A 16,010-nucleotide genomic window follows, 5' to 3' on the forward strand; every position below is an offset into this window, starting at 1 on the left:
TCTTTTAATCGAGCATTTTCACGCTCAAGCGTGTCGATTCTAGCCAATAGCTCTTGAATCATTTTTTCTAGTTTCATATCCATCGATCAAATTACGCCATATTTATTTGCAAATGAAAATATCAAATCTGGAAAAATTTCCAAAAATTACTGTTTATCAAAATCTAACCTGCTGGGTAGTTACAGGAGAAACAGAGATGTCTACTCGACAAAAATCATCGTGTACAGAGCGTGACTGTTTATTTTTGCGGGAACTTGGTCTAAAGTGACTCTGTGATAAGGATAATAGAATGAGTATTTAGAAATAATCATGTTAAAGTCAGCAGTTTCAATAAAATGGCTAAGAAGCTTTTATGCATTGGTCTACTATAAGAGTATGACATTAACCGCAAAGCATCTTGGGATGTCGCAATCTTCTATAAGTTATCATATTTCAGAGCTTGAAAGAGAATTAAGTGTTGAATTGCTGCAACGTTACAATTCAGGGGTTGCACTAACTGAAGATGGCAAGATTTTGTTTGAGCAAGTCAATCGTTTTATAAAACTGGATAGCTTAACAAAACATTTTACTAAAGCTGAGCCTAAAGTTTTGACTGCTTGCGTATTACATGACTCATTGGTGGATTTTGTAGTGTGCAATAATAACAGAAAAGATAAGCTAAATATTGAGTTTCACCCAATGTTTGCTGATAAGGATATTTTTGATGGACTCGAGGGCAGTAAATTTGACTTTGTGGTCACGCCTTATATTAGGACAGCTCAAAGGTTTAAACAGGTGAAAATATGCAAGGCAGATTACTATCTTGTTGCTTCAAAATGTATTGATATTGATACGTTAGCACTCGAGGATATTGCAGAAAACTATCCATACATCAAGTATTATTGTAGGAAACCTTTTCAAAGAGAAATAGCCACATTATTTAAAGAGTCTCTCGAATGTATAGCGACTGTAGCAGATAAGTATCAAGCGCTTATGCTATGTGAGCAAAGTAATGCTTGGACAGTTTTTGCTATTCCTGATGGGCTTAAGCATTTTAAACAAAAAATAGCTCAATATACGCATATCAAGAAGCTAGATTTGGTGGCAGTTGATTATTATATGGTTTGCCAGTCAGACCTTGAACAAAATGTCTATAATAATATCTATCAGTTAGTGCATGATTGTTATGGTTTATAAGGTAATAATATGAATAGCATAGAAAAAAAATTGCAGATTTTAGAGCAGTTACCTCAAATTGACTCGATGAATATTTATATGGAATTCTGTGCATGTCAGGGTGATAAAAATGAAATCTTAAGACGTCTGGATATCGAATGGTCTACCGTGCAATACCATCTTAAGAAGCTTGCAAAATTCCAAGGAGGAGATTTATTTGTATCTCAAGGGAAGTTTTCACTAACAAATTTAGGCTTAGATACGTTGCGATTATGTCAGATGTTTGCTCAGACATTTACCATGCTAAGGCGCAAAAAAAATACGGAATTGCACTTTAGGGTTGGGAGTATTGAAAGTGTTTTAACTAAGCTCATTGATGCCATGGATGTGATAAAAAACCAGCAGTATGTCAGCATGGACTTAAAGTTTGCATCATTGGACAAGCTGTTGCAGGAATTAGAAAATAACTCTCTTGACTATGTAATTTCCCCTTATTCATCTTACCAGGTTAGAAATCAGTTTAAAGAGGGGCTTTTAGGTTTTTATCATTTTGTTTGTTTGTACCACCCTCGATGGGCGGGAGCTAGCTTGCAAAATTTAGCTAAAAAAGCACCGTTTATTGCATTTGATTATGATGGTGCGAAGCAGATGGTAAAACGATTTTCATTGAGTAATAACCTAAGTTTTAACACTGTTTTAACCTGTAATAACTTTCATATTTTCCTTCGTGGATTGTTCACGCTAGAAGGTTGGGGCATTATACCAATGCATGATATTCCAGGTGGCGTTTTAGAGGATTATCTTCAGTCGGATAAGTTACGTTTTTTTAAATTGGAAGACATAGATGCTCAGCCTTTTTTCCTTTACGCTAGGAAAACAACTTCAGATCAAATTTTTTCTAATGCTCTTAAAATTTTTAAAGACATATTTAGTTAACTAGTTAAAAGAAATGCTTGGATTTATTTTAACCAAATTAACTTTAAATAGTTCTGTACCTTTTTGTTTATTCAGGTACAATGTCGCCTTGAATTTATCAACAACATACTCGTCGCGTATCGTTTGTAGTCGTTTAAAACGCAGAAGGGGCAGTGATGGGTATCATAACTTTTGGGTTTTAAATCACTATGAGTACCGAGAATAATGAATCTCAAGAATTAAGCTTTCATAATTTGGGCTTAAACGACAAGATATTGTCAGCTATTGAAGCAATGGGTTACCAAACACCCACACCGATCCAAGCAAATACGATTCCTTTTGTATTGCAAGGTCGTGATGTATTAGGACAAGCGCAAACTGGAACCGGTAAAACCGCAGCATTTGCATTGCCACTTCTAAATAACATGGATTTATCTGGCAAAGAACGTATGCCACAAGTATTGGTGTTAACCCCAACACGTGAGCTTGCGATCCAAGTGGCTGAAGCATTTGAATCTTTTTCTAAAAATATTGCCAAGCTTGAAGTTGCTTCTATTTATGGTGGTCAAGAATATGGTCGTCAAATTCAGGCATTACGTCGTGGTGTGCAGGTTGTCGTTGGTACCGCAGGTCGTGTAATGGATCACATGCGTAAGGGCACATTAAAGCTAGATGCATTAAAAGCATTAGTATTAGATGAAGCGGATGAAATGTTACGTATGGGCTTTATTGATGATGTTAAATGGGTATTGTCACACACGCCGGAAGCATGTCAGCGTTTGCTGTTCTCAGCAACCATGCCGCGTGATGTGTTGGATATTGTTAATGAATATCTACGTGAACCATGTAAAGTACAGATCAAAACAAAAGCAGCAACCGCTAAGACAATTCATCAACGCTTTTTAGTGGTCAAAGGTTTATCTAAATTAGATGCGCTTGATCGCGTATTAGAAGTTGAAGATACCGATGGTGTAATGGTGTTTGTTAAAACCAAAACATCAACCATCGAAGTAGCTGATGGCTTAAAAGCGCGTGGTCACTTGGCTGCAGCGATTAATGGTGATATGCAACAAAACCAACGTGAATATATAATTGACCAGTTGAAAGCCTCTAAAATTAATATTCTTGTGGCAACAGATGTTGTGGCACGTGGTTTGGATGTCGAGCGTATTAGTCACGTGATTAACTATGATTTACCACAAGATAATGAAGCATATGTACACCGTATTGGTCGCACGGGGCGTGCTGGACGTGAGGGTGATGCAATTTCATTGATTTACACCAGAGATTTGCGTCAACTACGTATGCTTGAGCGTGTTATTCGTCATACTTTGGAAGAGATGCAGTTACCAAGTGCTAAAGAAATTACTGAAAAGCGTGTTACGCGCTTTAAGCATGAAACAGCTGAGATTATCCGTCATAAGGACTTAAGTAAGTTTAAAGAGTTAATGCAAGAATTTGCGACTGAATATGGTGCTGAAGCCGATGATATGGTGGCAGCACTTGCCTTTTTAGCGCAAGGCGACAAAAAGCTTTTTGTTAAAGAAATTCAGGTTCAAGAGTCAAGAAGGTCAGAAAGATCTGATCGTTTTGATCGCTCAGAGCGTGGCGGACGTGGTGATCGTGATGGTCGTAGAAATGATCGTGATAGCAGATTTTCACAACGTCGTGATGAGCGTGGCGGACGTGGTGATCGTGATAGAGGATCGCGTCGCTCACCAGATATGGATATGACTACTTATCGCATCGAAGTGGGTCGTAGTGATGGTGTTGAGCCGCGCAATATCGTTGGTGCTATCGCCAACGAAGCGGGTATTAATAGCCGTAATATTGGACATATCAAATTATTTGATCAATTCAGTACCGTTGATTTACCAAGCGATACCCCGAAGAATGTTATCGAGCATTTAAAGAAAGTGTGGGTAGCTGGTAAGAAGCTTGAAATCAAAGAAGATAAAAGATAATTGTTAAGACATAGGGCATATGCAATACGTGGGCGTATGCCATACGCCCCCACGGAAGCGTTGGCTGAGCGTTAGTTGAAGCCAGAGTACGCAAAGTAACTCTTCTTCTAGTTTGTAGAATAATTTCCTCTTTAAAATAATTTCAATATTTTTTCACCTTTTCCGTTGTGATCTGGATGCAAACCCAGCCAAGCTATGCTATGTTAACGCCACTTAAACGGGGTGCTTCCTGTATATACTTAACATAATTCAGTGAGTTACTATCTGGAGTATTCCGTTTTGTATTGATTTTTCATTATGTCTATGCCCACCTTCAATTATTTGATGATGGGTGTTGCAGCAGCAAGGAGATTGGAATGAGTAAAATGGATATAACGACAAATCCAGCGGGAACACGTGGATTTAGTTTCTTGGAATTTGTCAGCACAACGCCGCAAAAAATGCGTGATTTATTTAGCCTTTTGGGTTTCACTTTGGTTGGACAGCATAAAACTAAAACCATTGAACTATGGCAACAAAATGATATTTTCTTTTTGTTGAACAATGAATCACAAGGTTTTGCTAAAGCGTTTAAAGAAACGCATCAATCGGGCGCATGTGGTATGGGCTTTGTGGTTGAAAATGTTGAGCATGCCTTAGCTCACTGCATTAAAAAAGGTGCCAAATTGAAAAAACACAATACGGATGATTGGCATGGTCAAAGTATCGAGGTCATCCATGGTATTGCTGACACAAAGCTTTATTTGACGGATTATTCGTCAATTATTGACAGTGGGTTGTTTGAGATGATTCCTGATGCGAAAGCTCAGATGCAAGACAATGAGTGTGGCTTATTATATATCGATCATCTGACACATAATGTCTTTCGCGGCAATATGGATAAATGGGCAAATTACTATATTGATCTATTTAACTTTCGCCAAATTCGTTACTTTGATATCGAGGGTAAACTCACGGGATTGCTGAGTCGCGCGATGACGAGTCCGTGCTTGAAAATTAAAATTCCAATCAATGAATCTGCCGATGATCATTCGCAAATCGAAGAGTTTTTACGTGAATTTAATGGTGAAGGGATTCAGCATATTGCTTTGGAAAGTCAGGATATCTTTGCAACGGTCGAAAAGCTCAAAGATTCAGGTGTTGAGTTTATGCATACGCCTGATAGCTATTACATCAAGACGCATGAACGCCTGCCGTATCATCCCGAGTCCGTTGAGCGCATGCACAAAAATCGTATTTTAATCGATGGCGCACCAACTAAAGATGGTGGTTATTTATTGCAGATTTTCACCAATACTGTGATTGGTCCGGTATTTTTTGAAATCATTCAACGTAAAGGGGATGATGGGTTTGGTGAGGGTAACTTCCAAGCCCTGTTTGACTCCATTGAGCTTGATCAAATCGAGCGTGGTGTGTTAAGTACGCAAGAGCATAAATAAGTAGCCGAATACTTTTTTAGTACTAATGGATATTCGGGGCAAGCCAGAATATGACGATTTGTTGTCATTCTCGGACTTGATCCGAGAATCCAAGAAATGCCGGAGAATATTTGCATAATAACCAAACTTAAGGAAATGAGATGATTTTATATGATTATTTTCGTTCATCCGCAAGCTTTCGCGTGCGCATTGCTTTGCAACTTAAAAAAATAAGTTATGAATCAAAAGAGATTCACTTAATTAATCATGGTGGCGAGCAATTCTCAAGCGCCTATAAAGCGATTAATCCGCAATCACGCGTGCCCGCGCTACAAGATGGTAATGTCATTATCACGCAATCTTTGGCGATGATTGATTATTTAGAAGATAAGTATCCTAAGCATTCAATCTACCCAATTGATCCTGTATTAAAGGCTAAGGTTAAAGCTTTTGCTTTGACGATAGCTTGTGATATTCATCCACTGAACAACTCAGGCACACTTAATTTTTTGAAATCTGAGTTTGCCGCAAATGAGGCACATATTAATAAATGGTACGCACATTGGGTGCAATTAGGCTTTTCAGCCTTGGAGCAAACTCTACAGCAAACGGCGGGCATGTATTGTTTTGGTAATGAGATTACCTTGGCAGATATCTGCCTTATTCCACAAGTGTTTAATGCCAAGCGTTTTAATGTTGATATTAGTGCTTTTCCTGTGGTTCAGAGAATCTATGAGCATGCCATGAAGCATCCAGCATTTTTCAATGCCTCACCCGAGCAAGTCATGCTAAAGGAGCATGAATAAAATGGTGGATTATCAGCTAGGGTTTCATAGTTATTTTGCAAGTGAAGCGCTTAAAGGTGCATTACCTAAAGATCGTAACTCACCACAAGTAGCGCCCTTTGGCTTATACGCTGAGCAAGTCAATAACAGTGCGTTTACTGCGCCACGCGCGCAAAATTTTAAAGCATGGCAATATCGTATTCGCCCATCGGTGTTGCATAGCCCAAAATTTTCATTGATTAAAGAGAGTTTATTGCGTAATCACTACCATCAAGATGATGTGTTGACGCCTCCTGAGCAGATGCGTTGGAGTGCTTTAGCTACGCCACATGAGAAAACAGATCTCATACAAGGGCTTGTGACCATGATGTATAATGAGGCAGCAGCAGTGCACCTGTATGCGATTAATCAATCGATGAAGAATCGTTATTTTTACAGTGCGGATGGTGATTGGCTGTATGTATTGCAACAAGGGCGCTTGCGCTTCAAAACAGAATATGGCGTGATTGAGGCAAGACCACATGAGGTGGTCGTTATTCCACGCGGTGTACGTTATGCTGTTGAACTACTTGATGAGCACGCACGTGGTTATATTTGTGAATCTAATTCAAGTACGTTTTATTTACCAGAGCGAGGACCTATAGGTGCGAATGGTTTAGCAGAAGAGCGTCATTTCTTAACCCCTGTTGCCTCATTTGAGGATAAGACACAAAGCGCCTTATTATATTGCCAATATCAAGGGCGATTGTGGCAAGGTCAGATTAACTACTCCCCTTTAGATGTCGTTGCATGGCATGGCAATTTATATCCGTATAAATACGACCTTGATTTATTTTGCCCTGTGAATACCGTGCTTAAAGATCATGCCGATCCAAGTATCTTTACAGTACTTACCGCGCCATCATTAAATACCGGCACGGCAAATGTTGATTTTGTCATTTTTCCACCGCGCTGGGTGGTTGGCGAGGATACCTTTAGACCACCTTATTATCATCGCAATATCATGAGCGAATGCATGGGATTATTAACGGGTGTTTATGATTCTAAAGGTGAAGGGTTTCAGCCAGGAGGTATCAGTGTACATAATCCGATGTCAGCGCATGGTCCTGATTATGATACATTTACTCATGCATCAGAGATGACACTTAATCCTGTACGTTATCAAAACACCATGGCATTTATGTTTGAATCACGCCTGCCATGGCAATTAACCGAATTTGCATTAATGAGTGAGCTGCGTCAGCCGAATTATCTGAATTGCTGGTCATCATTAAAAGCAAATTTTACAAAAGAGGTCACTGAATAATGTTAACAATCAAAGCAAATAACCCTAACTTAAAATCATTTATTGCAGTTGATAAAGACTGTCATTTTCCCATTCAAAATTTGCCTTTTGGCATTTTTAGCAAAACGGGCGAAGATAAAAGTAAAAAGCGTATTGGTGTTGCAATTGGACAATATATTTTAGATGTAAAGGCAGCTTATAACGAGGGCTTGTTACATGAGTTTACTGTGGACTTAGCACAAATGAGCGCTTTAAATGATCTGTTTCAACATGGGCGCGAAAAGGTGCGTGAATTAAGACAGATCATCAGTGATTTACTCAATAGCGAGACAGCAACCTTACGTGATAACAAGTCATTAAAAGATAAAGTGTTAATAAAGCAAAGTGATTGCACACTTTATTTGCCGATTGAGGTTAAAGGCTTTACGGATTTTTATTCCTCACGCGAGCACGCTGAGAATGTCGGTAAGATGTTTCGTGATAAAGATAATCCATTACTGCCCAACTGGTTACACTTACCGGTTGCCTATGATGGACGAGCAGGAAGCGTTGTTGTTAGTGGCACAGAAGTCGTGCGCCCAAAAGGTCAAATTAAACCAAATCCTGATGAAGCACCGATCTTTAGTCCATCTAAAGCCTTAGATGTTGAGGTGGAAATGGGTGCGATTATTGGCATGCCTTCGCAACATGGCCAACCGGTTACTATTGATCGAGCGCCTGAACATGTAATCGGTATGGTATTGGTCAATGACTGGAGTGCGCGTGATATTCAAAAATGGGAATATCAGCCATTAGGACCTTTTTTATCGAAAAATTTTGCTACCTCTATTTCAGCTTGGGTTGTGACCTTGGATGCGCTAGAGCCATTTCGTGTACCATCACCAAAACAGGAGACTGAAGTCTTAAATTATCTTAAACGTAAAGAACATTGGGCAGTGGATGTTGAGCTGCAATTATCGATTAAACCCGCTAAAGAGCCAAATTATGAAGTCATCTCAACCACCAATTATAAATACATGTATTGGGATATGATGCAGCAGCTAGCACATCACAGTGTCAATGGTTGCCCGATGATGACGGGAGACATCTTGGCATCAGGAACCATAAGTGGCAAAACAAAAGATAGCTTGGGCTGTTTCTTAGAAATTACCGAAGGTGGTAAGCACCCAGTTGTCTTGAAAAATGGCGATAAGCGCGTGTTTTTACAAGATGGTGACGTTGCACGTATAGCAGGATTTTGCCAAGGACAAGGGTATAAAGTCGGTTTTGGCGAGCTGACTGGCGAAATTGTGCCATTTTCAGCTACACTTACAAACAACAACGCTCAAAGGGAGAATGAGCATGAAAACAAACAGCAAGTATGTTTCTAAAAAGCCAGATTATCGTGGGTTTGTTGTCTATGATGAGATAGAGAACAACACGTGGCAAACACTCATGGAAGCGCAACTTAAGATTATTCAAGGGCGAGCTTGTGATGAGTATTTAAAGGGCTTGGAATTTCTTAATTTTCCAGTTAATCGTATTCCACAGATCCCTGATGTTAATGAAAAACTGCAGAAGGTCACGGGGTGGGCTGTGGAGCCAGTACCTGCATTGATTGGCTTTGATCGCTTTTTTAAATTATTATCTGAGCGTAAATTTCCGTGTGCAACCTTTATTCGCATGCCAGAGGAGCTTAAATATTTACAAGAGCCTGATATATTTCATGAGCTATTTGGTCATTGTCCAATGTTGGCTCATCCGGTTTATGCTGACTTTATGCAGCGTTATGGAGAACTAGGTGTTGGGCAAACACCGGATGTTCAAAGATTGTTGGCGCGCTTTTATTGGTTTACTGTTGAGTTTGGTTTGATTAATACCCCAGAGGGATTGCGTTGTTATGGCGGTGGGATTTTATCATCAATGGGTGAGACGGTTTATGCGTTGGAAGACCCTAAGGTGCGTTATGAGCGATTTGATGCTTTAAATATATTAAGAACGCCATATCGCATTGATATTTATCAACCGGTTTATTATATCGTCCACTCTTATGAGAGTATTTATAACGTACTAAAGGACGATTTTATTGATTTAATTAAAAAATCGCAGAGCTTGCCTGAATTTAGAGCGCTGTTTCCCAAAAAGGAAAAGCCTTTGGAAAATGAAGGACTTGAGTTGATTGAATAACTCCAGTGAGTAAAAGGCGCTAGGTAGTTGATGTGAGGGCGTATGCAATACGCCCCTACGATTTTTGAAAGGTTAAGGAAATGTTATGGAAAATTTACTAGATAAGAAATGCCAAGTTTGTGAGTATGGTGACTTTACACCATTTACAAAAGTTGAAGCACAAAGCTACTTACAGAAGTTGCCATTATGGCAGTTAAGTGTATGTGGCAAGAAAATAACACGCATATTTGAATTTAAAGGCTTTTATAAAACCATGGCATTTGTCAATGCCGTGGCATGGGTTGCCAATAGTGAAGGGCATCACCCAGATCTAGAGGTCAGTTTCAATCGTTGTGTGGTGCATTTTACAACACATGCCGTTGATGGCTTGACGGAAAATGATTTTATTTGTGCCGCTAAAGTTGATGCTCTGCTAGTTTAATTGCTGAATATGTAATGAATCAAGAATAAGTTGCAATGCCTGGCACCTCTCCCCTTGTGGGATTGCTCGTGCAGCTTAAGCTGCGCGGGTGAGGGGTAGTTGAAGTTTAACTTATCTTTGCATTATTACTACATGTCTGAGGGTGTATAGATACAAGGGCGTATGCAATACGCCTCCTACGGTTAGAAAAGGAAATTTTAGTAAAGTTTAAAAAGCAAAAGGAATAAAGGGAATAAAAATGAATTTAACGGATTTTCAAAATAGTGTGGTTGATCGTTTACAGCATTTCTCACAACAGGAACCAGAGATTACTTTTCAGTGGAAAGACAAGCGATCTACGGCACGTGGGTTTTTAGTGATTAACTCGTTGCGTGGCAATGCCGCAGGTGGTGGCACACGCGTGCATGAGCACATTACTTTAGAAGAGGTGACGACATTAGCTAAAATCATGGAGATTAAATTTGCGCTATCAGGACCGGCAATTGGCGGGGCTAAAACAGGTATTCGTATCGACCCAGATCACCCTGAGAAATATGCGATTCTTGAGCGCTGGTATGAAGCCATTCGCCCACTATTGACGGAGTATTATGGCACCGGTAGTGATTTAAATACTGATATTCATAAGATTAACCATTTGCTGCGTGGTTTGGGGATTGATAACTCGCAGCAAGGAATTATTCATGCCTTTTGTCAAGGGGATCACTTTAGAACGCAAGAAGCTTATCACAATATGCATTTGCTAAATGCCAGTGTTAAAGTGGGGCAGGCAGATATTAAACTTGCTGAAATGGTCACAGGTTTTGGTGTGGCGCAAACGGCTATTGCTTATTATCATGCGCGCAATGAAAGTATTCAGAATAAACGTATTTATATTCAAGGTGCGGGCAATGTAGGTGCAGCTGCTGCTTTTTATTTGCATCAGGCAGGCGCTCTAATTATTGCTATGACTGATCGAGATGCAGGGGTGATTCGTGATAAAGGGTTAAGCGAGCAGGAAATTAATCAAGTTGTTAAAAGCCGCAGAGTGCTTAATGTATTAACCGATAATCTGACGCATCAACAGTTTAACCAACAACTAGTATCCGCGAATATTGATGTATTAATCCCTGCAGCTGGATCTAATATTATTGATAAAAATTTCATTGATCAAATGCAAAAATCAGGACTTGAGCTTATTGCATGTGGTGCAAACCATCCGTTTGTTGAAAGTGAATATTGTTATGGGCTTTGCTCGCAATACTTGGATGGTAAACTTGCAGTGGTGCCTGATTTCCTTGCCAATATGGGTATGGCGCGAACCTTTTATACGATGATGTCAACGCCTGAAGATAAAATATCAGTTGATTATATTTTTGAAGATATAAAAGCCATTATGCATAATGCGATAGACAAAGCGTTTACGATGACTGGTGGACGCTTACTCACCGCGAGCCTTTATGATCTTGCGTTAACGAATATTGATTTACCAGATAAAACAGCTAATTTCCTAAAGCAGTCGGCTAAGAAAAACCAAGACAACCACACACCAGGCATTGCAATCCTTTAGTCGTCTAATCCACTTCCTAAAACCCATAATTAAGCTGATGCTCGCAAGCATAAGCATTGGCAAGACGCTTGATGAGTAACAGGTTTCTAAAGGTGGTTTCAACAAGGTTCATATCGAGTTTTTTATCAATACACCACTGTTTAAAGACCTCACCATCATTCAGTCCAAGGTTTAAACGAATGATATTAAGTGAACGCATAAAGCCAAGATCGGTTAATGCGATGCCTGTATGCTTTAATTGACGTAGTGCAAACTCACAGATATTGATTGACCAATGCGTAAGCTTGTGAAGTTCTTGCGCTTCATGAGAAACCTTTAAATCAGAATGTTTAAGATAATCTTTATCCTGCATTTCCTGCATTTCTTGCAAAACAAATAAAAGAGCGGCAAATTCACCACTGCAAAAGGTGTCTTGTTTTAGTTTGTTAAGTGGAATAGTTGATGGCGTTGTAAACGATGTAATCTCTTGTATTTTTGCCTTATTGATAATGTCAGCTAATTGCGTAATACACTGATAGGCATCGTTATATTTTGCATTAACATAATGCGTTTTAAGCAGGTTAAAGGCATCAGCGGTTAACGTGCTTTGTAAAGCCTGCCAAGTGCGACGTTTATAAAAGATATTATGTGTACTATTAAAAAGCTCATGAGCAGCTTGCTGTGTGCATAATTCATTTTTGATAAGAGCATCACAGGTTGCGCGAATATTAATGCTGGGAATCGTTTGTATCATGTTATCACCCAATCGATAGTAGTTTATTGCGACCTCACTATCATCATCGGTGATATTGTTTTTATAACATTCATAGGCAAAGCCAAAGCCAATCATGCCAAACACATCAAGCTCAGCAGCACGCAAAGCACCCATTGATGAGGCACCAATAACGGTAATCCCTTTCTCAAGTGCACAAAGGATTTCTTTATGCCAAACTGAGTTGGTGAAATCAAAATTGCCATCAATAAGAATAATCATGTTACTCTCTGGAATGACGCGCAATATATCGCCTGTTTTTGCCGAAGTGTGTAGGCGTGCATGTGGCAGGTTCGTTTTAATCTCAGCATGCGTGATGCTTGTCTCAGCAAAAATATCGATCTGAAGTTTGGTTAGATCAAGCATTATCAAGCACCTCCTGTTTGACCAAAATGGATTTTAAAAAGGTGAGTTTCTCGCTGTGGTAAACATGAATAAGCGCATCTTGTTGGGCTTTGTGAAGAGCGTCCTTAAGTAGCGCTAGTGCCTCAGTTATGCTGTTGGTGTTATGCTCAGAGATTTCATTAAAGCTGATTTCATAAGCGTCCGAGTTAAGCTTAAGGTTTGATTTTTCGTAAGCATGTTTAAATAAATCATCACGAGACCCGGCAATGGTGGTAACTTTGGATTGGATGGCTTCAGTCAGTGCACGATTAAGAGCTATCTCTTTGTTAAGATGTGCGCCATAGCCTGAGAAAACCATTTGATTGGCTGTTTTATCTTTGCTTTGGATTAAGCAACCAATGACGGGGATGCCATAAGGGTTCGGATAATACTTTAATTCAACATGATGAAGTAGGGCGATTTTGTCATAAAAGATATGCTCAATATCAAGTTTGAATTGTTGATTCTTTAAAGCAGTGCTTTTGCGTTCAATGCACTCCAGTAAGCTGTGCACTAGAGCCTCATCATAACTATTACCTGATGCAATGCCTGTGGTGTCCGTGGCTTGAATCACAACATCGGGGTGCCCCGAGTCAATCGATATGAATTGAAAGGGAACATAATAGTTTTGATTGCTTAGAAAGCTTTTACTTTGGCACCAGTTATGCTCTTTATCGTCTTGGTAAACAATATTGCTAGAGAGTTGATTGGGTGAAATAAAGTGATTGTTTTGCTCAAATCGCTTGTCATATAACTCAGCCTTAACTTCTTCAGCAAAGTATAGCTCTAGTGCTTCCATATAAGCGCTGACTTTTGCAGCGTCATGTGAAAATGACTTGCCTTGACTGGTTGATAACGATTTACCTAATGGGCGAATGGAGGTGTATACAGGGATTTTGCTATCATCAAGATCAGTTAAATTAGCCAGACGGGTAATCTTTGCTTGCGGTAAATAAGCTTTAATGACTGCAAGGGTCTCGCTAGGTGTTTTAATGCGTAGTGCGCTATCTAAAGTCGACATATTATGCGTGTCTTTCACTATATTAAGAAGTGATCATTATACATGAGTTATAAACAACCTTTATAACTAAACTGGCAAAAGCTTGAAGTTAGTTGTTTTATAAGGGTTTGGTAAATGTTGAAAATATGAAAAAATGGTTGGAGTTCAACGCTGATCCTTGCCGTGTATTCCGTTGCTTGCTAACTGGGGGAGGGGCAGTTTCGCGGCAGATTGATTGGGGATCAATCTCATTCGCTGAACTCATGACTCGAGTATAACGATCATTAATGTCTAAACAAGCAAAAAGTTGCAGAAAGACCTTAAATACCAGTAAAAAAAGTGAATATGATCGTAATCTAATCTTTTTTGCATTGATTGTTGATCGTTTTGCAGTCTGTATTATATTGCACCGCAAAATAAAAATACAAACGACTATCAGCATTCCTATGTTGATAGTCATTCGCGAACACTGCCCCCAGTGTTATTGCCCCCACGCTAATTTTTAAAATCTAGCAAGCAAGTTTCTTGGTGAAGAAACAAAGATAAACGGATGGTAGCATGCAATTTCATTTATGGCAATAAAGTTATCTGATAAATCTCATTTTAATTTTAATTCAATCAGCTACTTATCGCTCTTATGCTTTAATTACTCGTGTTATTTGAGAGTGGTTGAGTGATAAGCCAATCGTTCAGTGCTTTAGATAAATCTGCAGCAAGCTCGTTAGTGGCGTTAGCAAAGCTCTTGGCATTTGCCTCAGCTGATTTGTTTAAAGTAAATGTCTTAATGGCAACAGCTTGACCACTATTGGCATTTGTTAGCGTGAAGCTCACAGATAGAATGACATTGCTTTCATTGGCTTTGATGACTTGAGTGAGTTGGTTTAGGTTACCTGTTAATCGATAATCAGCGTACCCAATAAAATTACTCGAAACGATATTCTTAAAACTTTGATAGCCTTGCAGGCTTTGCAGTAAATTTTTACTAAGCATCTGCTCAGGATCAGCTGCCCATAAGTTATGTGTGTAGCTTGCCAATTCATAATTATTTTCACGATAGTACATTTGGGTTGAGTTGTATGGCTGATCTGCCGTTAAAGGCGCGATAAACAGTGTCAAATCAAATCGTTTTTCAGTTTTTTGAATTGTTGATTCAGTGCCGGTGGCATTACGTGTCATTTGTAAGTTTGGTGCAATAATCTCATATTGTTTAACTTCAGGACTTTTTACTGGGGATAAAATACCACAGCTGGTGATGATGCTAACACTTGTTACAATGCTTAATATTTTAAGAAGTCGAGTAGGTCTATACATTATTGTTCTCCTGGGCCAGGCTTCCTTGGCAATTCACCACGCACAAGGATAGATGGGTTTTGATTTATTTTCTTTAATAGGTCAGATAGCTGAACGGATGTTTCGTTAATATTGTTAAGCGTTTGCGCAAGCTGAGGTAATAAAATATTATTAACCCCTTGTAGGGTTTGATTGTTAAAGCTGGTAATTGCTTTACTGACATCTTCAGAGGCGCGGGCAACTGCTTTTGAACCATGGTTAATGTTGTGAGCAATCTGGTCAAGCTCGGCAGAGCTTTTGGCAGCATTTTTTAATATGATGTTTAATGACTCAATACTTTGATGAATATTTTGGCTACTAGTGGCAAGCGAGTTAGAAATATCTTCAACGTTGCTAACGATATGATTTATTTTTTGAACATTGTCATCACTGATGATCTTAGCGACACGTGTTGAGATCAAAGTGACTTGTTCAGCAACCGTGCTCATTTGGTTAACAATATTTGTTAAAAACGAAGGCTTGGTTTTAACCACTGGAAACGGTGGCGCATCTTGAGGTTTAACAATGTATTGATTTGGGTCACTTGAGAGAGATAAGGTAATAAATACTTGACCGGTAATCCCTTGTGGCACCAAGCTTGCATAGGTTGTATTGTAAATGGGGATTCCTTGTTGAATTTGCATAACGACAATGACAATGCTGGGATTCTGTTTGTCGATATTAATGCTTTCGACCTTGCCGACATTAACACCATTGTAATTAATTGCGGCATTGACATTTAATCCCGTCACGGACTCATTAAAGCGTGCGATATAAGTGTCATATTTGATATCTTTTAAGCCAAAAGCAAGCCAAAATCCAATAAAGATCATCACTATGGTGGTAATGATAATAAACAAACCTGCAACAAAGTAACGATTGTTTTTCATG

Annotated in this window: 14 protein-coding genes; 10 read left to right on the forward strand and 4 right to left on the reverse strand. The window is 39.2% G+C overall.

Going from position 1 to position 16,010, the window contains the following annotated elements:
* The first annotated feature begins 309 nt into the window (after positions 1 to 309).
* The 10 genes from F3D68_RS09610 to F3D68_RS09655 all read left to right on the forward strand — a co-directional run bounded on the left by F3D68_RS09610 (position 310) and on the right by F3D68_RS09655 (position 11,655).
* The gene (locus tag F3D68_RS09610) at positions 310 to 1,176 is read left to right on the forward strand and encodes a LysR family transcriptional regulator (protein WP_151194224.1); all 867 of its coding nucleotides are present in this window, start codon (positions 310 to 312) and stop codon (positions 1,174 to 1,176) included.
* 9 nt (positions 1,177 to 1,185) lie between these two features.
* Positions 1,186 to 2,091, forward strand: coding sequence for a hypothetical protein (locus F3D68_RS09615; protein ID WP_151194225.1), 906 nt, complete (start codon positions 1,186 to 1,188; stop codon positions 2,089 to 2,091).
* Positions 2,092 to 2,279: 188 nt separating this feature from the next.
* Positions 2,280 to 4,034: a DEAD/DEAH box helicase gene (locus tag F3D68_RS09620; protein ID WP_151194226.1), complete on the forward strand. Its 1,755-nt coding sequence runs from the start codon at positions 2,280 to 2,282 to the stop codon at positions 4,032 to 4,034.
* Between the two features lie 356 nt (positions 4,035 to 4,390).
* Positions 4,391 to 5,473, forward strand: a complete 1,083-nt coding sequence (gene hppD / locus F3D68_RS09625; protein ID WP_224728285.1) for a 4-hydroxyphenylpyruvate dioxygenase — start codon at positions 4,391 to 4,393, stop codon at positions 5,471 to 5,473.
* A gap of 140 nt (positions 5,474 to 5,613) precedes the next feature.
* Positions 5,614 to 6,258: a maleylacetoacetate isomerase gene (gene maiA / locus F3D68_RS09630; RefSeq protein ID WP_151194227.1), complete on the forward strand. Its 645-nt coding sequence runs from the start codon at positions 5,614 to 5,616 to the stop codon at positions 6,256 to 6,258.
* A complete protein-coding gene (gene hmgA, locus F3D68_RS09635; RefSeq protein ID WP_151194228.1) occupies positions 6,251 to 7,543 on the forward strand; it encodes a homogentisate 1,2-dioxygenase in 1,293 nt (430 codons plus the stop codon). The genes maiA and hmgA overlap by 8 nt, the downstream gene beginning before the upstream one ends.
* Positions 7,543 to 8,892, forward strand: coding sequence for a fumarylacetoacetase (gene fahA / locus F3D68_RS09640; protein ID WP_151194229.1), 1,350 nt, complete (start codon positions 7,543 to 7,545; stop codon positions 8,890 to 8,892). The genes hmgA and fahA overlap by 1 nt, the downstream gene beginning before the upstream one ends.
* Positions 8,864 to 9,688: a phenylalanine 4-monooxygenase gene (gene phhA / locus F3D68_RS09645; protein ID WP_151194230.1), complete on the forward strand. Its 825-nt coding sequence runs from the start codon at positions 8,864 to 8,866 to the stop codon at positions 9,686 to 9,688. Before fahA ends, phhA begins: the two co-directional genes overlap by 29 nt.
* Positions 9,689 to 9,773: 85 nt before the next feature.
* Positions 9,774 to 10,109, forward strand: coding sequence for a 4a-hydroxytetrahydrobiopterin dehydratase (locus tag F3D68_RS09650; protein ID WP_151194231.1), 336 nt, complete (start codon positions 9,774 to 9,776; stop codon positions 10,107 to 10,109).
* Between the two features lie 238 nt (positions 10,110 to 10,347).
* Positions 10,348 to 11,655 (forward strand): Glu/Leu/Phe/Val dehydrogenase dimerization domain-containing protein, encoded by a 1,308-nt coding sequence (locus F3D68_RS09655; RefSeq protein WP_151194232.1) that lies wholly within the window; start codon positions 10,348 to 10,350, stop codon positions 11,653 to 11,655.
* A gap of 16 nt (positions 11,656 to 11,671) precedes the next feature.
* Here F3D68_RS09655 and F3D68_RS09660 read toward each other — a convergent pair whose 3' ends face one another.
* The 4 genes from F3D68_RS09660 to F3D68_RS09675 form a co-directional block, all read right to left on the reverse strand.
* The gene (locus F3D68_RS09660; protein ID WP_151194233.1) at positions 11,672 to 12,772 is read right to left on the reverse strand and encodes a TfuA-like protein; all 1,101 of its coding nucleotides are present in this window, start codon (positions 12,770 to 12,772) and stop codon (positions 11,672 to 11,674) included.
* Positions 12,765 to 13,811, reverse strand: a complete 1,047-nt coding sequence (locus tag F3D68_RS09665) for a YcaO-like family protein (RefSeq protein ID WP_151194234.1) — start codon at positions 13,809 to 13,811, stop codon at positions 12,765 to 12,767. Before F3D68_RS09665 ends, F3D68_RS09660 begins: the two co-directional genes overlap by 8 nt.
* 621 nt (positions 13,812 to 14,432) lie before the next feature.
* Positions 14,433 to 15,101, reverse strand: coding sequence for an LPS assembly lipoprotein LptE (gene lptE, locus F3D68_RS09670; RefSeq protein ID WP_151194235.1), 669 nt, complete (start codon positions 15,099 to 15,101; stop codon positions 14,433 to 14,435).
* A complete protein-coding gene (locus F3D68_RS09675) occupies positions 15,101 to 16,009 on the reverse strand; it encodes an MlaD family protein (protein ID WP_151194236.1) in 909 nt (302 codons plus the stop codon). Before F3D68_RS09675 ends, lptE begins: the two co-directional genes overlap by 1 nt.
* Position 16,010: the final 1 nt, after the last annotated feature.

The sequence above is a fragment of the Cysteiniphilum sp. JM-1 genome (assembly GCF_008711525.1).
Taxonomy (GTDB): domain Bacteria; phylum Pseudomonadota; class Gammaproteobacteria; order Francisellales; family Francisellaceae; genus Caedibacter.